The sequence below is a fragment of the Vibrio crassostreae genome, assembly GCF_024347415.1.
Taxonomy (GTDB): Bacteria; Pseudomonadota; Gammaproteobacteria; order Enterobacterales; family Vibrionaceae; genus Vibrio; species Vibrio crassostreae.
In genome coordinates, this window is record NZ_AP025476.1 from 2,911,981 (window position 1) to 2,934,360 (window position 22,380).

A 22,380-nucleotide genomic window follows, 5' to 3' on the forward strand; every position below is an offset into this window, starting at 1 on the left:
AAGTAATATGCAGTTCAATCCCCCATTAGAGCCAGCGACTCTTATTAAACGCTATAAACGCTTTCTCACTGATATCCAACTTCCCGACGGCAGCGAGCGTACTATCCACTGTGCTAACACTGGAGCGATGACAGGATGTGCGACTCCTGGCAATACGGTGTGGTACTCAACCTCCGATAATGCAAAAAGAAAGTACCCAAACAGCTGGGAGATCTCAGAAACAGACAAAGGTCATCGTATTTGTGTAAATACTGCGCGAGCAAACCAGTTGGCAGTGGAAGCAATTGAAAATAATACTATAGTTGAACTCTTAGGCTATAACGCGTTACGAACCGAAGTGAAATATGGCAGTGAGAATAGTCGCATTGATATTCTGCTTGAAGATAACGAAAAGCCGCCTTGTTATATCGAAGTAAAAAGCGTCACTTTGCTCGACGAGCAAGAAACGTCAACTAAAGGGCAAGGCTTTTTCCCTGATGCGGTCACCACCAGAGGCCAAAAACATCTGCGTGAACTCACAGAAATGGTCGAATCTGGAAATAGAGCCGTACTTTTATTCACTGTTTTACATTCAGGTATTGAAAAAGTGTCTGCGGCACACCATATAGACGCCAAATATTCGTTATTACTAAAACAAGCACAAGACGCTGGAGTTGAAGTGCTTTGCTATAAAGCAGAGCTCAGCAATACTCAAATACAACTAAAACAAGCTGTTGAATTTATCAATAGCTAAGCAAAGATGCTGAACTAATCACATTGATTGCAAGTTTGAATAAGAGTATTTGCCACCATTCGTTCTTTCTGCTATAGATACCCGCCTTAAAATTAGCTGCTTTGCAGTTGACTAGGTGTAAATAGGAGATGCTGTATGCCAGAATCTAAGAAAAAAGCGCTAGGCATCCTAGCCATCGCAGGTGTTGAACCGTACCAAGAAAAGCCAGGTGAAGAGTACATGTCACCTGAGCAAACGGAACATTTTACAAAAATTTTAGCAGCTTGGCGCAACCAGCTCAGGGAAGAAGTTGATCGTACTGTGCACCACATGCAGGACGAAGCAGCGAATTTCCCAGACCCAGTTGACCGTGCTTCTCAAGAAGAAGAATTCAGCCTAGAGTTACGTAACCGTGACCGTGAGCGTCGTCTTATCAAAAAAATTGAGAAGACATTAGACAAGATCGAAGAAGACGATTTCGGCTTCTGTGATTCTTGCGGTATCGAGATTGGCATTCGTCGCCTTGAAGCTCGTCCAACTGCTGACCTTTGTATTGACTGTAAAACACTTGCAGAAATCAAAGAGAAACAGATGCAAGGTTAATTCTTGCAGATGTAAAGAAAGGGAGCCTTGGCTCCCTTTTTTGTTGGTGAACTCAGCGTTAAAGCGCGAGTTAGAAACAATAATACGACAGTTAAACGTCTTAAGAATCGGCTACTGCGGTACCATCCAGATTAGGTTGTTCACACATGAATTATATCGGGCGCTTTGCACCATCACCGTCAGGTCCTCTTCATTTTGGCTCACTTGTTGCTGCTCTTGGTAGTTACTTCCAAGCAAAATCTAACCAAGGAAAATGGTTGGTTCGTATGGAAGACTTAGATCCACCAAGAGAAATGGCCGGCGCTGCAGACCTGATTCTTAAGACGCTTGAGGCTTACCATCTATTTTGGGATGGTGAAGTCGTTTATCAAAGCCAGCGTCACGACATGTATCAAGCTCAAATTGATCAATGGGTCGCTGATAAACAAGCCTACTACTGCCAATGTACTCGTAAGCAGATAAAGGCTTTGGGTGGCTTTTACAATGGTCACTGTCGAGATGCAGGCTTAATCGATTCAGGTGAACAAGCGGTGCGCTTACGCATGGATTTTCCTGTAGAGTCCTTTGATGATGTGCGCCACGGCACGATTCAAATCCCTAAAGCATTAGCTGAAGAAGATTTTATTATTAAACGCAGAGATGGATTGTTTGCCTATAACTTGGCCGTTGTCCTTGATGACATCGAACAAGGAGTAACGGAAGTCGTAAGAGGCGCAGACCTGATAGAACCAACAGGTCGACAAATCAGTTTGTACAAGACGCTCAAGCAAAAAACAGTGAGCTACTTGCACTTACCATTGGCAACCGATGACTTGGGGAATAAACTGTCAAAACAGAACCATGCCACCGCAATCAATCTCGACAATCCAAAACCAACGTTACTCAACGCGATGCGATTCTTAGGTTTTGATATCCCGACAGCCCTTTGTGAGGCTTCAATGGATGAGATTTTATTGTGGGGCTGCCAACAATGGAACGTCAGTCAGTTACCTGATAGTTTACAAAAAGAGCACTGTAATTAGCTCGAAACTCACGGCAAATAGCAAAAACGACACATAAAAATGCCATAACCAACCACTGTGGTTAAGCAGACGATGTTCTCAAATGGCTCGCGCTAAGCTATTATTAGCCGCAATTAAACTCTGCACTACCACTTTGGACTAAGAGAAAAACAAAGTTGGCGATACCTACTTTGTTCTAAACTAATGAATACAAACGACAATACCCCAAGCGAACAACGCGGATTCCACGAATTAGCTCTGAATATTTATACTCGTCAAGAGCACAATATTTCACGCAAGCAGATCAGCGACAACGCACTAAAAGTGCTATATCGCCTGAATGGTGCGGGTTTTGACGCATTTCTAGTCGGTGGTGGTGTACGCGATATCTTATTAGGCTCTCAGCCAAAAGATTTTGATATTGCGACCAACGCAACGCCAGAGCAAATCAAACACCTCTTCAGAAACTGTCGCCTTATCGGTCGCCGTTTCCGCTTGGCACATATCATGTTTGGTCGTGACATCATTGAAGTGGCAACTTTCCGTGGCCACCACCAAGAACCATCGAAAAACGTGTCTGCACAATCGAAAGAAGGCATGCTATTGCGCGATAACGTGTATGGCAGTGTTGATGAAGATGCAGAGCGTCGTGATTTCACAATCAATGCGATGTACTACAACATTGCTGACTACAGCATCCACGATTACGCGGGTGGTGTAGAAGATTTAGAAGATAAACTGATCCGCCTGATTGGCGATCCAGAAACGCGTTATCGTGAAGACCCAGTACGTATGCTACGTGCAATGCGCTTCGCCGCTAAACTGGATTTCGATATTGAAGAAGACACAGCTGACCCGATTGAAGAGTTAGCGCACCTTCTAAGAGATATCCCAGCAGCGCGTCTTTACGAAGAGTCTCTGAAATTGCTGCAATCAGGTCACGGTTTAGAAACCTACCACCTAATGCGCGAGTACAACCTCTTTCAACAGATGTTCCCAGCTGTAGCGGAATACTTCACAGAAGATTACGACTCTCACACAGAGCAGATGCTTGATTTGGTTCTCGATTCAACCGATCTTCGCATCGAAGATGGTAAGCGAGTAAACCCAGCATTCATGTTCGCAGCGATGCTTTGGTACCCAATGAACAAGCTGGCAGACAAACTTGTCGCTGAACAGGGTATGGCGCACTACGACGCGATCATGGAAGCGAGTAACATCATTCTTGATCAGCAAGTAAAGTCTATTGCGATTCCTCGTCGTCACACCGCAACCATTCGCGAAGTTTGGCAACTGCAACTTCGACTGCCTCGTCGTAACGGTAAACGCGCGGTTCGTCTTATGGAGCTCAACAAGTTCCGAGCAGGCTACGATTTCCTAGAAATGCGTGGTGAGATTGAGGGTGGCGAAACTAAAGATCTTGCGAAATGGTGGGAGCGTTATCAAACAGCCGGTCGCAATATGCGCCAAGCCATGGCGAATGATGTAGCAGCACCAGCAAAGTCGGGTAATCGTCGCCGTAAGACTTACCGAAACAAAAAGAGTAAGCAATCAGAATGATCACTGCTTACATTGCGGTCGGCAGCAACCTTGCCGACCCAGTTAGCCAAGCAAATTTGGCTATCGAAACGCTAAAAAACCTACCGCGATCAACGTTTGTTGCGACCTCACAGCTATATAGTAGCACTCCTATGGGGCCACAAAATCAACCAGACTACATCAACGCGGTAGTGGCAATCCAAACCGAATTAACGCCAATTGAACTGCTTGATTGCACTCAAAAAATCGAGCTAGAGCAAGGGCGCGTCCGTAAAGACGAGCGTTGGGGTCCAAGAACCTTGGATCTCGACATTGTGTTATACGGCAATGAGGTGATCGATTCAGAGCGCTTAATCGTTCCTCATTACGGAATGAAAGAACGAGAGTTTGTACTCTACCCGCTTGCTGAAATCGCACCAAGTTTACAACTCCCTGATGGGACTGAGCTGACAGAACTACTCAAAATAGTAGATAAGAACGGGCTCAATGTTTGGCAGCAATAGCCAAACGCATTAAGGAAAACCAATGAAAAAAGTAACCATTAACGACCTGATCAAATGCAAACGTGAAGGCCGTAAATTCGCGACGTCGACAGCTTATGATGCGAGCTTTGCTCAATTATTCGAAAGCCAAGAGATGCCTGTACTGCTTGTCGGTGATTCACTAGGTATGGTTCTACAAGGCCATAACGATACATTACCTGTCACCGTTGAAGACATTGCTTACCATACTCGCTCAGTGCGTGCTGGTAGCCCTAATTGCCTTCTTATGGCTGACATGCCTTTCATGAGCTACGCGACTCCAGAGCAAGCTTGTGAAAGCGCAGCTACCTTGATGCGTGCTGGCGCGAATATGGTAAAAATCGAAGGCGGAAGCTGGTTGGTTGATACTGTAAAGATGCTAACAGAACGTGCAGTACCAGTATGCGCACACTTAGGCTTAACACCTCAGTCTGTAAACATTTTTGGTGGTTACAAAATTCAAGGTCGTGATGGCGAGCAAGCCGACAAAATGGTTGCTGACGCGCTAGCTCTGCAAAACGCAGGCGCTCAAATCGTTCTACTTGAATGTGTGCCAGCTTCATTGGCAAAACGAATTACAGAAGCTTGTGACGTACCGGTTATCGGTATCGGCGCCGGCAATGTTACCGATGGTCAGATCTTGGTTATGCATGACATGTTCGGTATTTCTGCGAACTACATGCCGAAGTTCTCTAAGAATTTCCTAGCAGAAACCGGTGATATGCGTAAGGCAGTAGCTCTATACAAAGAAGAAGTAGAGAGCGCGCGCTTCCCTGATGAAGCTCATACAATCGCTTAGGAGTAAGTATGCAAACTTTTGCTGAAATAGCGGCTCTTCGTGAGCAGATTAAACAGTTTAAGCGTGATGGACGTACGGTTGCTTTTGTACCGACAATGGGAAACCTACATGAAGGCCACCTAACTCTAGTAAAGAAAGCTCGAGAACTGGCAGACATCGTTGTGGTAAGCATCTTTGTAAACCCAATGCAGTTTGACCGCGCCGACGACCTAAACAACTACCCTCGCACGTTAGAAGCAGATTTAAGCAAACTAACTGGCGAAGGCGTTGAGCTGGTATTTACACCAACGCCAGAGGTGATGTATCCAGATGGATTAGACAAACAGACGTTTGTTGAGGTCCCTGGCATATCTCACATGCTTGAAGGTGCATCTCGTCCAGGTCATTTCCGTGGCGTAGCGACGATTGTCACCAAGCTGTTTAACATTGTTCAGCCAGACTTTGCATGCTTCGGCAAAAAAGACTTCCAGCAGCTTGCTGTTATTCGCCAGATGACCACTGACTTAGCGTTAGACATTAAAGTTGTGGGCGTTGCGACCGTTCGTGAAATGGACGGCTTGGCAATGAGCTCTCGCAATAGCAATCTAACGATTGACGAACGCCAACGAGCACCAGTTCTAGCGCGTACCATGCGCTGGATCAGCAGTGCTATTCGTGGTGGTCGCGATGACTACGCATCAGTAATTGAAGATGCAACCGACCAGCTACGCGCTGCAGACCTTCAACCTGATGAGATATTCATTTGTGATGCAAAAACGCTACAAGCGATCACTCCAGAATCCACTCAAGCTGTGATTCTTATGTCAGCTTTCCTAGGTAAGACTCGTCTTATCGACAACCAAGTTCTCGACTTGGTAACGGAAACCAAAGAAGAAGTGAAAGAAGAAACCGCTGAGTAATCGCTTTCTTCTCTTTGCGTAAACAAGCTCCTAACGCAAAGCAAAAGCACAAACGCAGAACACAAAAAAGGTCGATGTAATATCGACCTTTTCTTTGCCTCGATTCAGGGACGTCGGAGTTAGCTACGTAAGCCAATACCCTTTGTCACTAGGTAGTGTGCAATGCCATACAACAGCACGATAAACACGCCTAGTACGCCAAACGACGTCACGATACCCACATCAGACACACCCAGAAAGCCATATCTGAACGCGTTTACCATGTAGACAATCGGGTTCAGCTTCGACACACCCTGCCAAAACTCAGGCAACAGGCTAATTGAGTAGAACACACCACCCAGATACGTCAGCGGCGTTAAGATGAAGGTTGGGATAATAGATATATCATCAAACGTGCGTGCGAATACCGCGTTAATCAAGCCACCCAGAGCGAACACTACCGACGTTAAAAATACTGTCGCAATGATCACACCCCAATGGTCAACTTGTAAGTCGACAAAGAACAAGGATACGAAGGTTACGATAGTGCCCACTAACAAGCCACGCACCACACCACCCATTACAAAACCGGCGATAATCACGTAGTTAGGAACCGGAGCTACAAGCAACTCTTCAATGTTCTTTTGGAACTTAGCACTAAAGAATGAAGAAGCAACGTTGGAATACGAGTTAGTGATCACCGACATCATGATCAGGCCAGGAACAATGTATTCCATATAACTGAAGCCGTTCATTTCACCAATACGAGCACCAATCAGGTTACCGAAAATAATGAAATAAAGCGTCATGGTAATCGCTGGCGGCACCAGAGTTTGCACCCAGATACGCGTGAAGCGATTGATCTCTTTGGTCAACAAACTGCAGAAAGCTGTCCAATATAGGCTGTACATATTATTTACTCCCCTCACGGACAATACTCACGAATAGCTCTTCTAAACGGTTTGCTTTGTTACGCATAGAGAGGACTTTCACCTGTTGCTCGCTCAACTGAGCGAAGATGGTATTCAAACCTAGGTTTTTATCGATTTCGATTTCTAGCGAGCCATTGAGCATGACTTGGCTATTCACACCTTCAAGCTTAGGTTCTGTCGTGCCTTCTTCCAGATCCAGAATAAAGGTCTCAGCACTCAATTTGCCCAACAGCGCTTTCATGGTTGTGTTCTCAATCAACTCACCGCGATTAATGATGCCGATGTTGCGACACAACATTTCCGCTTCTTCTAGGTAGTGCGTGGTCAAGATAATGGTAATGCCCTGCTTCTCATTGATCTCTTTTAGGAATTCCCACATTGAACGACGCAGTTCAATATCAACACCCGCCGTTGGTTCATCAAGGATCAACAAATGAGGTTCATGCATCAATGCACGCGCGATCATCAAACGACGCTTCATACCACCAGACAAGTTACGTGCACGTTCGCTACGTTTTTCCCATAAATCGAGTTGAGATAGGTACTTTTTCGCACGCTCTTTCGCCAGTGCTTTTGGCACACCGTAGTAACCAGCCTGCTGCAAAACGATCTGCTCAACAGTTTCAAACGGGTTGAAGTTAAACTCTTGAGGCACTAAGCCTAGGTTTTGTTTCGCCAGTTCTAGATCGGTATCAATGTCGTAGCCGAACACCTTAACCTTGCCTGAAGTCTTGTTAACCAGTGAAGAGATAACACCGATGGTGGTCGACTTACCCGCGCCATTTGGACCAAGTAGTGCGTAAAAATCGCCTTTTTCTACTTGTAAACTAATGCCTTTAAGAGCTTCAAAGCCCCCAGCATAAGTTTTTCTTAATTGCTCAATTTCTAATGCATACATAGAGATGGACTGCCATTTGCTATAGATAGATGTTGATGACCGAGCATGAGGAAGAGAGTGAAACGTAAAACGAACTAGCTGAAAGCTAACCCAAGATTTGTTTACTCGGCCATTTTGCGAACAAGTTTATCGTTGATTGACGATGAATACAAATGTCGATTCGTGCTTTCTTTTTAAAACAGTGGAAGATCTCCGCGAACTAAAGAGAAGAAACATGTTTGGTAAACAAAAAAATGCCGCCAAGTCATTCGCTTAACTGCATTTTTGTCAGAGTTAAATGAAGGACCGATTAATCAAATAAGTTCATCGTTGAAGCTTAGACTGACTCAAATTGGTGCTCATCTCTCTCAACATAGCTGGTTGCAGCTGTCAGCGCTTCGTATCTGAATCGGTAAGTATTGGATTCAGGAACCAAGTCAATCACATGGAATTTCTCAAGCTGCTGACGTGTATTCTCGTTAGGACACAACAAGTACACCTCACATTGCGCATCTAGCGCATCCTTGATGGCATTCTCCAGCGCTAGACCAACGGTTACATCGATCATCGGAACGTCCGTTAAATCTAGAATCATCGCTTCATAGTCAGAGATACTCGAGTGCTGACGAGAAATCGCCTTAGAAACACTGAATATCATCGGCCCTGAAAGATAGAAGAAAAGAACCTTACCATTCGCGCTATCGAGTAGCTGACGTTCACTATCAGTGAGTGGAATATCGTCTTCATCATCACCATCACTGATCGCCTTAACTTGCCTCGCGTGCTCTCGACTCAATCTTTCAATGATGAGGATGTTCGAGATAAAGACACCAAGCCCAACAGCAATAATCAGGTCAACGAACACGGTTAGTAGCATTACGCCATACATAACGCCCATGCCTGCATAACTCACCTTGTGTGCGCGCTGAATGAAACTCCAATCAAGAATGTTGAAGCCCACATACATGGCGATACCTGCCAACACCGCCATAGGAATGGGCTCGGTTAAACCACCAGCAACCAAAACGACTAACGCTAATACTAAGGCACGAATTACACCAGAGAGTGGAGAGCGCGCACCAACCTGAATATTGGTTACGGTGCCCATAGTCGCGCCCGCACCAGGCAGTGCGCCGAACAGGCCTGAAAGCATATTGGCGATGCCCTGCCCTCGAAGCTCTTTATCAGAATCATGCTCTTTACGAGTCAGTGAGTCACCAATAACCGCAGTCAAAAGCGTATCAATACAACCCAACGTACCAAGCACTAAGGCATCGATAACCATGGTAGTAAACTGCTCAGCGCTGATAGTCGGAATAACAAGAGAAGGTAGGCCTGCAGGGATTTCACCAATGCGGCGAATAGAGTCGGTATCGAAGAAGATAACAGACAGCAGAGTTACAGCCACTAACGCGACCAGTTGTGCGGGCACATACTTACGGTACTTAGCTGGGAAGCCAAAGAGAATACCGAGCGTCAGTGCACCCAAAAACAGTTCGCTCACTTTCAAATTTGTTAGCGTATCAGGAAGCGCAGAGAGCGTGCCCATCACTCCACCAGAAGGGGCGGCGTGTCCTAATAGGGGTGAGAGCTGTAAGATAATCAGAATAACGCCAATACCCGACATAAAGCCGGAGATCACGCTATATGGCATCAAAGTGACGTATTTTCCGAGCTTTAACGTGCCAAGTAATATTTGAAACGCACCCGCCATCATCACGACGGTAAAGGTCATTGCCATTCCGGTTTCAGGATATTTAGCGACCATGCTCGTCATTACTGCTGTCATGATCACTGTCATCGGGCCGGTTGGCTCAGATATCAAACTGCTTGAACCGCCAAACAAAGCGGCAAACAAGCCGACCATGATGGCGCCCCAGAGGCCTGCTTCAGCACCCGCCCCAGAAGCAACACCAAATGCCAACGCTAAAGGCAATGAGATGATGGCTGTAGTCACACCGCCAAACATATCCCCTTTGAGATTGATATCCGTAAAACGACTTCCAAACAAAACACACCTTCCTGATGATGAAATGACAAACCTTATCACTTTAACAAATGTATCAAGTGTTCAGAAAGTGTTAATTCAATCACATTATTCATGTCTTATAACCGGATCATAGCTTCTACGCTAAGTTAATGATTTTAACGACGAGTACACGTCAGATGAGTACTATTTGACACAGTTTTTACGAGATTGAATTTGTAACATTGTGTATAGTTGAGATTCTTAATTAAGGGATGTAAGACGCAAAATGCCAGAGATTAAACAGCTTTTTGAAAACAACTCTAAATGGTCAGAAGAAATTCGCTCTCAACGACCTGAGTATTTTACAACGCTTGAAGAGGGTCAAAGCCCTGGTTTTCTATGGATTGGCTGCTCAGATAGCCGTGTTCCGGCCGAGCGTCTCACTGGTTTATATTCTGGCGAACTGTTTGTTCACCGAAATGTGGCGAACCAAGTGGTTCATACCGACTTAAACTGCCTCTCAGTTGTGCAGTACGCCGTCGATGTACTCAAAGTTAAACACATCATTGTCTGCGGTCACTACGGTTGTGGCGGTGTTAATGCGGCGATTGATAACCCTAAACTTGGCCTTATCAACAACTGGTTACTTCATATCCGTGATAACTACCTAAAATACCGTAAGCAAATCGAAGGGCTACCTCGTGAGCAATGGGGTGACAAGTTGTGCGAAATTAACGTCGCAGAACAGGTTTATAACCTAGGCAACTCAACCATTATGCAGAATGCGTGGGAGCGTGGCCAAGAAGTTGAAATCCACGGTGTGGTTTATGGTATTGGCGATGGCAAGCTGCAAGACCTTGGCGTACGTTGCTCAAGTAACGATACCCTAGAGAACAGTCACTTAGATGCATTAAACAAGATCTTAACGACGCCTCTTCTTAGTCAACAAAGCTAACCCCCTTCTGTAATAAATACAAAAAGCCCGCATCAAGCGGGCTTTTTAATGACTTCTAAACCACAAGCGCAATGATTACTCTTGAGGTACTACCTTACCGATGTACGGTAGGTGACGATATTTTTGTGCGTAGTCGATACCAACACCAACAACGAACTCATCTGGGATTTCAAAACCAATCCACTTTGTATCTACAGTCACTTCACGGCGAGAAGGCTTGTCTAGTAGCGTGCAAATTTCGATAGACTTAGGGCCACGTAGGCTTAGAATCTCTTTCACTTTAGTCAGCGTGTTACCCGTATCGATAATATCTTCTACGAGTAGAACGTCTTTACCTTGAATATCATCATCAAGGTCTTTCAAAATACGAACATCACGTGAGCTTTCCATGCCGTTGCCGTAGCTAGACGCGGTCATGAAATCAACTTGGTGCGTTAAATCGATAGCACGAGCAAGATCTGCCATAAAGACAAAAGATCCACGCAATAAGCCAACTAAAACTAGATCTTCACTACCTTTGTAGTGTTCCGTGATCTGTTTGCCTAGTTCGTTCACTCGATCCTGAACTTCTTGCTCAGAGATCATGACTTCAACTGTATGCTTCATACTGCTCTCATTCTATTTGGTGATTGCGACGAATGTTGACAGTTTCGTCAGTTGTGTCGCTCAATTTTGTGCGTAAGTCTAGCACTGCTCAAATACCCACACCACCTTATGGCTCGAATTTACTGTCAGATTCTCAACGAAATGTGCGCTGGTGCCTTATCCAATACTCGTCTCCTTTCACATCAATGCTGATCACGCTTTATGTATCAAGTTTGATGTAACTGTCTATAAAACAAGCTGAAAGGATTGACCATTCGCATATGCACCATTACACTCATCTTGGCTTAAATAATAATAAAATCATTAATATAAAAATTTCGTTGGCAAGGAAAACAAAATGGACTCAATATCTAAGAGACCTAGAACTAGGCTTTCACCTTTAAAAAGAAAACTTCAATTGATGGAAATCGCTCTTGAGGTATTCTCTCGCCGCGGTATCGGTCGTGGTGGACACGCTGATATTGCAGACATCGCTCAGGTGTCTGTCGCAACTGTATTTAATTACTTCCCTACCCGTGAAGATCTGGTTGATGAAGTACTAAATCACGTTGTACGCCAATTCTCTAACTTCCTTTCAGACAATATCGACTTAGATATTCACGCAAAAGAAAACCTACATAATATTGCGACTGAAATGGTGACGTTAGTAGCTCAAGACAGCCATTGGTTGAACGTATGGTTCGAATGGAGCGCATCAACTCGTGATGAAGTATGGCCTCTATTCGTAACCACTAACCGCACTAACCAAATGTTAGTTCAGAACATGTTTAGCAAAGCGATTGAACGCGGCGAAGTTTGCGACGATCACGACCCTAAACATCTAGCGAACCTATTCCACGGCATCTGCTACTCGCTATTCATTCAAGCGAAACGTGTAGAAACGCCAGAAGAGCTTTCAAGCTTGACAGATAGCTACTTAAACATGCTGTGCATTTATAAATAGATTCGAGATTCGAGTAAATAATTTAAGGGTTGGCCTAAGCGGTCAACCCTTTTTTGTAGAATGGAATGGCTCTTCGCATCCCGAAGCGCAGCGTACTCGCATCTCGGAGTGAAACGTTCCTGCGCCTTACTTCAGACATAAAAAAACCGCTGACGAATCAGCGGTTTTTAAAAACATTAGCGAGTGGCTAAGAAAGAATTACTTCTTCTTTTTTACTGCTTTTTTGTTTGGAAGGTCAGTGATTGAACCTTCGAATACTTCCGCAGCTAGACCAACAGACTCGTGTAGAGTTGGGTGAGCGTGGATAGTAAGAGCGATATCTTCTGCATCACAACCCATTTCGATTGCTAGGCCGATTTCGCCAAGAAGTTCACCACCGTTAGTACCAACAACAGCACCACCGATTACACGATGAGTCTCTTTATCAAAGATCATCTTAGTCATACCGTCTGCACAGTCAGAAGCGATTGCACGACCAGAAGCAGCCCAAGGGAAAGTAGCAACTTCGTAGTTGATGCCTTCAGCTTTCGCTTCTTTCTCAGTCTTACCTACCCAAGCAACTTCTGGCTCAGTGTACGCAATTGATGGGATTACTTTAGGATCGAAGTAGTGCTTCTTACCAGAGATAACTTCAGCAGCTACGTGACCTTCATGCACACCTTTGTGAGCAAGCATTGGTTGACCAACAACGTCACCGATCGCATGGATGTGAGGAACGTTTGTACGCATTTGCTTATCAACATTGATGAAACCACGCTCATCAACTTCGATACCCGCTTTTTCAGCGTCGATAAGTGCACCGTTTGGAACACGACCGATAGCAACAAGAACAGCATCGTAGCGCTCAGCTTCAGCTGGTGCTTTTTTGCCTTCCATTGAAACGTAGATACCATCTTCTTTCGCTTCAACTGCTGTTACTTTAGTTTCAAGCATTAGCTTGAACTTGTTCTTAATACGTTTTGTGAAGACTTTAACGATGTCTTTATCCGCAGCAGGGATAACTTGATCGAACATCTCTACAACTTCAACTTTAGAACCTAGAGAGTGGTAAACCGTACCCATCTCAAGACCGATGATACCGCCGCCCATGATAAGCAGTTTTTCAGGTACTTCGTTTAGTTCTAGTGCATCCGTAGAATCCCAAATACGTGGGTCTTCATGTGGGATGAAAGGAAGTTTGATTGGGCGAGAACCCGCAGCAATGATTGCGTTGTCGAAGTTAACAGTTGTTGCTTCGCCTTCGCCTTCAACAAGAATGCTGTTAGGACCAGTGAACTTACCGAAACCGTTAACAACAGTAACGTTACGCATCTTAGCCATACCGCCAAGACCGCCAGTTAGTTGATCAACTACTTTTTCTTTCCAAATACGGATCTTGTTGATGTCCGTTTGTGGCTCGCCGAATACAACGCCGTGCTCTGCCATCGCTTTAGCTTCTTCAATTACTTTAGAAACGTGAAGAAGTGCTTTTGATGGAATACAACCAACGTTTAGACATACACCACCAAGAGTGCTGTAACGTTCAACTAGTACTGTTTCTAGACCTAAATCCGCACAACGGAATGCCGCTGAGTAACCAGCAGGACCTGAACCAAGTACAACAACTTGGGCTTTAATTTCTTTGCTCATTGTGACCTCTTGTAGTCATTATCCCTAACAGGCTGAGTAGATGTTCTTAAAATTATTGGGCTTTCAAACAGGAAACATTTTACAGAGATGTTAACAGTGTGAAAGTAGCTTTAAGTTAGCCTGTGAGCTAGACAACAATTCCCTATCAGATTATGAGAAATGCAGGAAACTGTTCTCTAAAAATAGTCTTTATATAAAGAATTAAGGTGACCCGAAAGTCACCTTAATAATTACTTTCTCAATTACAGTACTAGACGACGAATGTCAGATAGTGCGCTGTTTAGGAAAGTAATGAAGCGTGCACCTTCAGCACCATCGATCACACGGTGGTCGTATGATAGAGACAGTGGAAGCTGTAGACGTGGTTGGAACTCTTTACCATTCCAAACTGGCTTAATTTCAGACTTAGATACACCTAGGATACCTACTTCTGGAGCATTTACGATTGGAGTAAATGCAGTACCGCCAATACCACCAAGGCTAGAGATTGTGAAACAACCGCCTTGCATGTCTGCCGCTGTTAGCTTACCAGAACGTGCTTTCTTAGAAACAGCCATTAGCTCTTCTGATAGCTCGTAAATACCTTTCTTGTTCACGTCTTTGAAGACAGGAACAACTAGACCGTTTGGTGTATCAACAGCGATACCCACGTTTACGTACTTCTTAAGAATGATGCTTTCGCCATCTTCAGAAAGAGAAGAGTTAAACGCTGGGAATGCTTCTAGCGCTTTAGCGACAGCTTTCATGATGAACACAAGTGGAGTGATCTTCATGCCAGTGTCTTTCTTCGCTTCGATTGCGTTCTGTTCTTTACGGAATGCTTCTAGCTCAGTGATGTCTGCGTTGTCCCACTGTGTAACGTGAGGGATCATTACCCAGTTACGGTGCAGGTTAGCGCCAGAGATCTTCTTAATCTTAGAAAGCTTCTGAACTTCAGTTTCGCCGAACTTGCTGAAGTCAACTTTTGGCCATGGTAGTAGACCAAGAGCAGAACCGTCGCCGCCTTTGCCAGCTGCAGCTGCACCAGACTCAAGACGCTTAAGTGCATCTTTAACGTAAGACTGAACGTCTTCTTTAAGGATACGGCTCTTACGACCAGTACCTTTAACCTTAGAAAGGTTAACGCCAAATTCACGAGCTAGACGACGAACTACTGGAGAAGCGTGCGCGTAGTCACCGTTCTCTTGGAAGTCGCCAGCTGCTGCTGGAGCCGCTGCAGGTGCTTCTGCTTTAGGAGCAGGTGCCGCCGCTGGAGCTGCTGCTTGTGCAGGTGCTGCAACAGGAGCAGGAGCTGCGCCTTCAACTACGAAAGTCATAATTAGAGAGCCAGTTGACACTTTGTCGCCAGCTACAATCTTGATTTCTTTTACTGTACCAGCGAATGGTGCAGGAACTTCCATTGAAGCTTTGTCGCCTTCAACAGTAATTAGAGATTGCTCTTCTTCTACTGTATCGCCAACCGCTACCATGATTTCAGTAACTTCTACTTCGTCACCACCGATATCAGGAACGTTTACTTCTTTCTCAGCAGATGCTGCTGGAGCCGCTGCAACTGGTGCCGCCGCCGCAGGAGCCGGAGCTGCTGCAGGTGCTGAACCAGCCACTTCGAATACCATTACTAGAGAACCAGTAGAAACTGAATCACCAGAAGCGATCTTGATTTCTTTAACGATACCAGCGAATGGTGCAGGAACTTCCATAGAAGCCTTGTCGCCTTCAACAGTAAGAAGAGATTGCTCTTCTTCTACTGCATCACCGATTGCAACCATGATTTCAGTTACTTCAACTTCATCACCGCCGATGTCTGGTACGTGAACTTCTTTAAGCTCAGCCGCCGCTGCAGGAGCTGCAGCAACTGGTGCCGCCGCTTCAACTGCTGGCGCAGCCGGTGCTGCAGCAGCACCTTCCGCTTCGAAGATCATGATAAGAGAACCAGTAGAAACTGAATCGCCTTCAGCTACTTTGATTTCTTTAACGATACCCGCTTGAGACGCTGGAACTTCCATTGAAGCTTTGTCGCCTTCAACAGTGATCAGTGACTGCTCTTCTTCAACCTTGTCACCAACGTTTACAAGAATCTCAGTTACTTCAACCTCGTCAGCACCGATGTCTGGTACATTAATTTCGATTGTCATTGTATTTACCTACCTTAATGCCAGTCTTATGCGTATTGCGGGTTAGTTTTTTCAGTGTCGATATCGAACTTAGCAATTGCTTCAACAACTACTGATTTCTCGATGTCACCACGTTTAGCCAGTTCAGTTAGAGCTGCAACTACGATGTAGCCAGCGTTAACTTCGAAGTGACGACGTAGGTTTGCACGGCTGTCAGAGCGGCCGAAACCATCTGTACCAAGTACTTTGTAAGACTCAGTTGGCATGTACGCACGTACTTGCTCAGCGTAGTTCTTCATGTAGTCAGTCACTGCGATTGCAGGTTCCTTACCAAGAACAGTCGTGATGTACGGTACTTTCTCTTCAGCTTCTGGGTGAAGCATGTTGTCACGCTCTACCGCTTGGCCGTCACGAGTTAGTTCGTTGAACGACGTTACAGAGAATACGTCAGATGCTACGCCGTACTCTTCGCTTAGAATTTCAGCTGCTTTACGCGCTTCGTTCATGATAGTACCAGAGCTCATTAGTTGAACTTTGCCCTTAGCACCAGCGTGAGATTCAAGCTTGTAGATACCCTTACGGATGCCTTCTTCAGCGCCTTCTGGCATTGCTGGCATTGCGTAGTTCTCGTTCATTACTGTTAGGTAGTAGTAAACGTTCTCTTGCTCAGGACCGTACATGCGACGGATACCGTCTTGCATGATTACCGCTAGCTCGTAAGCAAACGTTGGGTCGTAAGAGATACAGTTCGGGATAGTGTTCGCTTGGATGTGCGAGTGACCATCTTCGTGCTGTAGACCTTCACCGTTCAGTGTTGTACGACCTGCAGTAGCACCTAGTAGGAAGCCACGAGCTTGTTGGTCGCCTGCTAGCCATGCCATGTCACCAATACGTTGGAAACCGAACATTGAGTAGTAGATGTAGAACGGGATCATCGGTAGATCGTTTGTGCTGTATGAAGTTGCAGCAGCAACCCATGAAGCCATAGAACCTAGTTCGTTGATACCTTCTTGAAGTACTTGACCAGACGTTGCTTCTTTGTAGTAAGAAACGATGCCTTTATCTTCAGGTGTGTATTCTTGACCGTGTGGGTTGTAGATACCAACCTGACGGAATAGACCTTCCATACCGAATGTACGAGCTTCATCACAGATGATAGGAACGATGTTCTTACCAATGTTCTTATCTTTAAGAAGGATGTTTAGCGTACGTACATAAGCCATAGTTGTAGAGATATCACGCTTCTGTTCACCTAGTAGAGGTGCGAATGCGTCTAGCTCAGGAACTTTGAATTCTTGAGTAAATTTAGGCAGACGTGCTGGCGTGTAACCTTGTAGGGCTTTACGACGAGCATGCAGGTATTCGTACTCAGCAGAACCTTCTTCAAGAGTCAGGTAAGGAAGCTCAGACACTTTCTCATCAGAAAGGATGTCTTGTAGGCCTAGACGGTCACGTAGGTATTGTACGTGAGTCATATCCATCTTCTTAACACCGTGAGCGATGTTCTTACCTTCTGCAGCTTCACCCATGCCGTAACCTTTAACTGTCTTAGCTAGGATTACTGTTGGCTTGCCACCTGTCTCTTTTGCATTGTTGAATGCAGCGAACAGTTTAGAAGAGTCGTGACCACCACGCTTCAGTTCGAAGATTTGGTCGTCAGTCATGTCTGCAACTAGTGCAGCTGTTTCTGGGTACTTACCAAAGAAGTGCTCACGTACGTATGCGCCATCTTTAGATTTGAATGTCTGGTAGTCACCATCGATAGTTTCGTTCATTAGTTGAAGAAGCTTACCAGTAGTGTCTTTAGCTAGTAGAGAATCCCAGTTGCTACCCCAGATAACTTTAACAACGTTCCAACCTGCACCTTTGAATAGGCCTTCAAGTTCTTGGATGATGCTACCGTTACCCATTACAGGGCCGTCTAGACGCTGTAGGTTACAGTTGATTAGGAAACATAGGTTGTCTAGCTTCTCACGCGCAGCGAAAGAGATAGCACCACGTGATTCTGGCTCATCCATCTCACCGTCACCTAGGAAAGCGTATACACGTTGAGCAGAAGTATCTTTAAGACCACGGCCGTCAAGGTACTTAAGGAAGCGCGCTTGGTAGATCGCAGAGATCGGACCTAGACCCATAGATACTGTAGGGAACTGCCAGAACTCAGGCATCAGTTTAGGGTGCGGGTAAGAAGGAATACCTTTACCATCAACTTCTTGACGGAAGTTATCTAGCTGCTCTTCAGTTAGACGACCTTCAACGAATGCACGAGAGTAGATACCTGGAGAGATGTGACCTTGGTAATAAACTAGATCGCCACCGTCCGTCTCGTTTGGAGCACGGAAGAAGTGGTTGAAACATACTTCGTAGAACGCTGCTGCTGACTGGTAAGAAGCCATGTGACCACCAAGGTCTAGGTCTTTCTTAGAAGCACGCAATACAATCATGATTGCGTTCCAGCGAATAATCGAACGAATACGACGCTCAAGAGTTACGTCACCAGGGTAAGCTGGCTCTTGTGCTGCTGGAATTGTGTTGATGTAGTTTGTGTTGATGCCTGTAGCCATATCAACACCATCTAAACGCGCTTTATCTAGAACTTGTTCTAGTAAAAACTGTGCACGTTCTACACCTTCTTCACGTACTACTGACTCAAGAGCTTCTAACCAATCTTGAGTTTCCAGAGCATCAACGTCATGCTTCATGTCAGACATGGCGATCTATCCTTTTTGTTAGTTGGATTCTACTAAACACGTAAAAAGCCGAAGTATTACGGCTATTTACCCTGTTGAATTCGACGTAAAGAACGTTCGCGACGCGATTCTTCTTTGGTCAAATCCAGCAATGTTTCTTCGATGTAAGCTAAATGAGAGTGTGACATTTCACGTGCCTGTTCTGGCTGTCCTGAAACGATCGCATCTACAATGTTAGCTCGATGTATACTCACTTTCTCCACAACGTCTTTACGACGATGCAACAGCTTTAAATTTTCTAAGACGTTTTGTTCAAGTAACGGAGCCAAGCTACGAACTATGTGCAATAACACCACATTGTGCGCTGCCTCTGTTAAAGCAATAAGAAAAGCCATCACCGCTGCAGATTCGGCTTCAATATCACCCTTATCTTGCGCACCACGAATTTTCTCTTGGCATGCTTGAATTCGAGCAAAGTCTTCATCAGTGCCACGCAATGCCGCGAAGTAAGCCGAAATCCCTTCCATCGCATGACGCGATTCCAACAAGTCTAGTTGGGTTTCAGAATGGGAGGACAACAAATTAAGCAAAGGATCTGAAAAGCTTTTCCAGATATTTTCACTAACAAACGTACCTCCACCTTGACGGCGAGTAAGCAGGCGTTTTGCTTCTAAACGTTGTATCGCTTCTCGGATTGAAGGACGAGACACATCGAACTGTTTCGCCAGTTCACGCTCAGGCGGCAGCTGCTGCCCTGGAGCCAGTGTTCCTTCCACTATCAACCTTTCTAACTCTTGCTCGATAACATCGGAGAGTTTTGGCTGACGAATCCTTTGATAAGCCATAGTTTGTTGTTCTTCTTTTTCTTCGCTGACAATTGGTAATACCAATTTTAAGTTGGGCAGAAATTAACATAATTAAAACGCCACTGTCCAGTGTAAAATTGACCTGCATCATAGAACGCAGTGTGAATTAACCATGATTTAACAAATGAAATTTAAAACAGCAACCAAATTGGTCTTACCATTTACAGGGGTAATACTTTTGGGGAGGTTTCGTGCTAGAAAGTTTCAGGATAAAAATGAATTGTTTCAGAAAGATTAGTGCCACTTGTTTAAAAATCGAACCAAGCGCACATTTAGGGTCGAATTTCTGTTAATAAGTTTTAATAAATGAGTGTTTGATAAGCTCGTCACACTCTCTATTTATTGATGCTCTTCTCTCCACCACTTTCTTTACATCGCAACAACAAAAATTCACAAGTCATTATGCTAGGCGTTGACTATTCAACGCCCAAAAGCGGTAAGGTCATAACCAAAAAATAAGACTTAAGCTTTTAGCTTTCCTTTAAACTTCTTCCAATCGAACACCAAGCCAGGGTCAGTTTTACGCAGAGGCGCTATATATTGATGACCCGTAATGCGTTCGGTGGTGATTTGAGGAAAAGTGGATACAATCGTTTCTGTTAATTGGGCAAGCGCTTGATACTGCTGCTCGCTATACGCCACAAAGTCACTGCCTTCTAGTTCAATACCAATCGAATAATCATTACACCTGTCACGCCCTGCAAAGCTCGAATGGCCGGCATGCCAAGCTCGGTCTAAGAACGAAACGAACTGCACCACTTCGCCATCACGACGAATCAAGCAGTGCGCCGATACGCCCATTTGGTGAATCACCTTAAAAAATGGGTGTTCCGACGGGTCTAGCTTGCCTGTAAAAAACTGTTCGATGTAAGGCCCACCAAATTGCCCCGGAGGCAAACTAATGTTGTGGACCACCAGCAGAGAGATATCCTCGACACTAGGTCTAGCATCAAAATACGGGGAAGGAACATGCCGAGCGTTGTCGTACCATCCGTTGGAGCTGATCGTCATCTTGGTCTCACTTTCTTTTCTGCTAGCACAATAAGATGTGACCTTGCCCATAGAGCAGTCGCGCTAGCCTCTTTAATTTGAAGTTAAGCAAGAGTATCATTCCATTCCCACTCCCTTTCAAGATTAGATTTGCGATGAAAAACACACATAACAGCCACCAACGCCTTGACTACTTAAAAGAGCAACTGCCTCTAGAGATCACTCGTGCAGTCGCTGAGACCATCAAAGAAGATCTAGGTGGCACGTTAGATCCAGCGGCTGACATCACAGCAAGTCTAATCCCTGCAGACGCAATCAACAGCGCAACCATCATTACCCGTGAGCACGGTGTGTTCTGTGGTAAAGCGTGGGCTGATGAAGTGTTTAAGCAACTGGGCGGTGAAGTGACTATCGAGTGGAATGTAGAAGATGGCGACAAAGTTGAACCAAACCAAACGCTTTGCACGCTAACAGGCCCAGCACGCGCGCTATTAACGGGTGAGCGTAACGCAATGAACTTCATTCAAACGCTATCTGGCTGTGCGACGACTACGGCTATCTACGCAGACAAAATCAAACATACAGAGTGCCGCCTATTAGACACTCGTAAAACGATTCCTGGCCTGCGCAGCGCACTAAAATACGCAGTCGCTTGTGGTGGTGGCTTCAATCACCGTATTGGCGTTTTCGATGCGTACCTAATCAAAGAAAACCACATCATCGCATGTGGTGGTATTGAGAAAGCTATCTCTACGGCAAAAGAGCTGAACCCAGGTAAGCCTGTAGAAGTTGAAACAGAGAGCCTAGAAGAGCTAGAGCAAGCAATCAACGCGGGTGCAGACATCATCATGCTAGACAACTTCACCACAGACATGATGCGTGAAGCCGTTAAAATTAACGCGGGTCGTGCTGCACTAGAGAACTCAGGCAACGTGACGCTAGATACGATTGCAGAATTTGCTGAAACGGGTGTTGATTACATCTCGGTAGGTGCATTAACTAAGCACCTAAAAGCAATGGATCTATCAATGAGATTCAAAGCGTAATTTACTGAATAATAAATAAGTTATCGCTAAAGGCACTGTTAATGACAGTGCCTTTTTTATTGCCTTAATTGTCAGTATTTCAAGCAGTTATTTAAGTTGATCGCATAAATTTGCGCACTATATGAAACACCACACTAATAAATACAAAACCACTCGCGACCACACCTGAACACCATTCCACTTCCCCATCTCGACTTCTATTCTCTCAATCAACCAGTGCTTGCGCTGAAACAAACTAAAGAATGGAATTAGACATGAATAACAAGAACAAAAGAACGAACCAGAAAGGTTTTACGCTGATTGAATTGATGATTGTAGTGGCGGTAATAGGGGTACTTTCAGCCATTGCGATTCCTCAATATCAAAAATATGTAGCTAAGGCTGAAGTTGCAGCAGCTCTCGCAACCATGACAGGTGTAAAAACAAATGTTGAAGCTTATGCTGTCGAGTATGGAGCTTTCCCTTCAGCAGCTCAATCAGCAGCTTTAGGTGTCCCAGCTAACATTCCTCAAGGAACAATTGCCTTTGCACCAGCGCAATCATCTGCTGGCAGTATTGATTTTACGTTTTCATCTTCGGACGTTAGCTCTCTTTTAATTGCTAGTGAATTTCAACTAGACAGAGATAGCGATGGTTCATGGTCATGTGTAGCTTCCGGTGCTCAAGCAGTATCAAGCGATTTGTTACCAAAAAGCTGTAGACCTTAAACA

At 45.0% G+C, this 22,380-nt stretch carries 20 protein-coding genes; 11 read left to right on the plus strand and 9 right to left on the minus strand.

What is annotated here, in order from left to right:
- Nucleotides 1–7: 7 nt before the first annotated feature.
- The 7 genes from sfsA to panC all read left to right on the plus strand — a co-directional run bounded on the left by sfsA (nucleotide 8) and on the right by panC (nucleotide 6,074).
- Entirely contained in the window at nucleotides 8–733 is a 726-nt protein-coding gene (sfsA, locus tag OC193_RS12875) for a DNA/RNA nuclease SfsA (RefSeq protein WP_048605721.1), read from the plus strand.
- Nucleotides 734–868: 135 nt separating this feature from the next.
- Nucleotides 869–1,315 (plus strand): RNA polymerase-binding protein DksA, encoded by a 447-nt coding sequence (gene dksA, locus OC193_RS12880; protein ID WP_004738189.1) that lies wholly within the window; start codon nucleotides 869–871, stop codon nucleotides 1,313–1,315.
- Nucleotides 1,316–1,461: 146 nt separating this feature from the next.
- A complete protein-coding gene (gene gluQRS, locus OC193_RS12885; RefSeq protein WP_048658186.1) occupies nucleotides 1,462–2,337 on the plus strand; it encodes a tRNA glutamyl-Q(34) synthetase GluQRS in 876 nt (291 codons plus the stop codon).
- 183 nt (nucleotides 2,338–2,520) lie between these two features.
- Nucleotides 2,521–3,876 (plus strand): polynucleotide adenylyltransferase PcnB, encoded by a 1,356-nt coding sequence (pcnB, locus tag OC193_RS12890; protein WP_048664513.1) that lies wholly within the window; start codon nucleotides 2,521–2,523, stop codon nucleotides 3,874–3,876.
- Nucleotides 3,873–4,358: a 2-amino-4-hydroxy-6-hydroxymethyldihydropteridine diphosphokinase gene (folK, locus tag OC193_RS12895; protein WP_048664512.1), complete on the plus strand. Its 486-nt coding sequence runs from the start codon at nucleotides 3,873–3,875 to the stop codon at nucleotides 4,356–4,358. Before pcnB ends, folK begins: the two co-directional genes overlap by 4 nt.
- A 22-nt stretch (nucleotides 4,359–4,380) precedes the next feature.
- A complete protein-coding gene (gene panB, locus OC193_RS12900) occupies nucleotides 4,381–5,175 on the plus strand; it encodes a 3-methyl-2-oxobutanoate hydroxymethyltransferase (RefSeq protein WP_048664511.1) in 795 nt (264 codons plus the stop codon).
- An 8-nt stretch (nucleotides 5,176–5,183) separates the two neighbouring features.
- Nucleotides 5,184–6,074: a pantoate--beta-alanine ligase gene (gene panC, locus OC193_RS12905; RefSeq protein ID WP_048658188.1), complete on the plus strand. Its 891-nt coding sequence runs from the start codon at nucleotides 5,184–5,186 to the stop codon at nucleotides 6,072–6,074.
- 119 nt (nucleotides 6,075–6,193) lie between these two features.
- On the opposite strand, the gene OC193_RS12910 is transcribed toward panC, so the two are convergent.
- The 3 genes from OC193_RS12910 to OC193_RS12920 form a co-directional block, all read right to left on the minus strand.
- Nucleotides 6,194–6,964: an ABC transporter permease gene (locus OC193_RS12910; protein ID WP_010435987.1), complete on the minus strand. Its 771-nt coding sequence runs from the start codon at nucleotides 6,962–6,964 to the stop codon at nucleotides 6,194–6,196.
- Between the two features lies 1 nt (nucleotide 6,965).
- The gene (locus tag OC193_RS12915) at nucleotides 6,966–7,883 is read right to left on the minus strand and encodes an ABC transporter ATP-binding protein (RefSeq protein ID WP_048664510.1); all 918 of its coding nucleotides are present in this window, start codon (nucleotides 7,881–7,883) and stop codon (nucleotides 6,966–6,968) included.
- A 316-nt stretch (nucleotides 7,884–8,199) separates the two neighbouring features.
- The gene (locus OC193_RS12920) at nucleotides 8,200–9,831 is read right to left on the minus strand and encodes a SulP family inorganic anion transporter (protein WP_184957558.1); all 1,632 of its coding nucleotides are present in this window, start codon (nucleotides 9,829–9,831) and stop codon (nucleotides 8,200–8,202) included.
- Nucleotides 9,832–10,117: 286 nt separating this feature from the next.
- On the opposite strand from OC193_RS12920, the gene can reads away from it, so the two are divergent.
- Entirely contained in the window at nucleotides 10,118–10,786 is a 669-nt protein-coding gene (gene can, locus OC193_RS12925) for a carbonate dehydratase (protein ID WP_048658190.1), read from the plus strand.
- Between the two features lie 75 nt (nucleotides 10,787–10,861).
- Here the strand turns inward: can and hpt are convergent, their stop codons facing one another.
- Nucleotides 10,862–11,392 (minus strand): hypoxanthine phosphoribosyltransferase, encoded by a 531-nt coding sequence (gene hpt, locus OC193_RS12930; RefSeq protein WP_017633235.1) that lies wholly within the window; start codon nucleotides 11,390–11,392, stop codon nucleotides 10,862–10,864.
- A gap of 337 nt (nucleotides 11,393–11,729) precedes the next feature.
- Between hpt and OC193_RS12935 the strand changes: the two genes are divergently transcribed.
- Nucleotides 11,730–12,335: a LuxR/HapR/OpaR family quorum-sensing transcriptional regulator gene (locus OC193_RS12935; RefSeq protein ID WP_048664508.1), complete on the plus strand. Its 606-nt coding sequence runs from the start codon at nucleotides 11,730–11,732 to the stop codon at nucleotides 12,333–12,335.
- A gap of 198 nt (nucleotides 12,336–12,533) precedes the next feature.
- Here the strand turns inward: OC193_RS12935 and lpdA are convergent, their stop codons facing one another.
- The 5 genes from lpdA to ampD all read right to left on the minus strand — a co-directional run bounded on the left by lpdA (nucleotide 12,534) and on the right by ampD (nucleotide 20,696).
- Nucleotides 12,534–13,964, minus strand: a complete 1,431-nt coding sequence (gene lpdA / locus OC193_RS12940; RefSeq protein ID WP_048659365.1) for a dihydrolipoyl dehydrogenase — start codon at nucleotides 13,962–13,964, stop codon at nucleotides 12,534–12,536.
- A gap of 242 nt (nucleotides 13,965–14,206) precedes the next feature.
- Nucleotides 14,207–16,099, minus strand: a complete 1,893-nt coding sequence (gene aceF / locus OC193_RS12945) for a pyruvate dehydrogenase complex dihydrolipoyllysine-residue acetyltransferase (RefSeq protein ID WP_048659366.1) — start codon at nucleotides 16,097–16,099, stop codon at nucleotides 14,207–14,209.
- A 26-nt stretch (nucleotides 16,100–16,125) separates the two neighbouring features.
- Entirely contained in the window at nucleotides 16,126–18,789 is a 2,664-nt protein-coding gene (aceE, locus tag OC193_RS12950; protein ID WP_017063244.1) for a pyruvate dehydrogenase (acetyl-transferring), homodimeric type, read from the minus strand.
- Nucleotides 18,790–18,851: 62 nt separating this feature from the next.
- Nucleotides 18,852–19,613: a pyruvate dehydrogenase complex transcriptional repressor PdhR gene (pdhR, locus tag OC193_RS12955; protein WP_029225519.1), complete on the minus strand. Its 762-nt coding sequence runs from the start codon at nucleotides 19,611–19,613 to the stop codon at nucleotides 18,852–18,854.
- Between the two features lie 483 nt (nucleotides 19,614–20,096).
- Complete coding sequence (gene ampD / locus OC193_RS12960) at nucleotides 20,097–20,696, minus strand: 1,6-anhydro-N-acetylmuramyl-L-alanine amidase AmpD (protein ID WP_048664507.1); 600 nt, start codon at nucleotides 20,694–20,696, stop codon at nucleotides 20,097–20,099.
- Between the two features lie 83 nt (nucleotides 20,697–20,779).
- On the opposite strand from ampD, the gene nadC reads away from it, so the two are divergent.
- Both nadC and OC193_RS12970 read left to right on the plus strand, forming a co-directional pair.
- The gene (gene nadC / locus OC193_RS12965; protein ID WP_016790034.1) at nucleotides 20,780–21,670 is read left to right on the plus strand and encodes a carboxylating nicotinate-nucleotide diphosphorylase; all 891 of its coding nucleotides are present in this window, start codon (nucleotides 20,780–20,782) and stop codon (nucleotides 21,668–21,670) included.
- Between the two features lie 254 nt (nucleotides 21,671–21,924).
- Nucleotides 21,925–22,377 carry a pilin gene (locus OC193_RS12970; protein WP_048664506.1) on the plus strand — a complete coding sequence of 151 codons (453 nt, stop codon included), beginning with the start codon at nucleotides 21,925–21,927 and terminating at the stop codon, nucleotides 22,375–22,377.
- Nucleotides 22,378–22,380 lie beyond the last annotated feature (3 nt).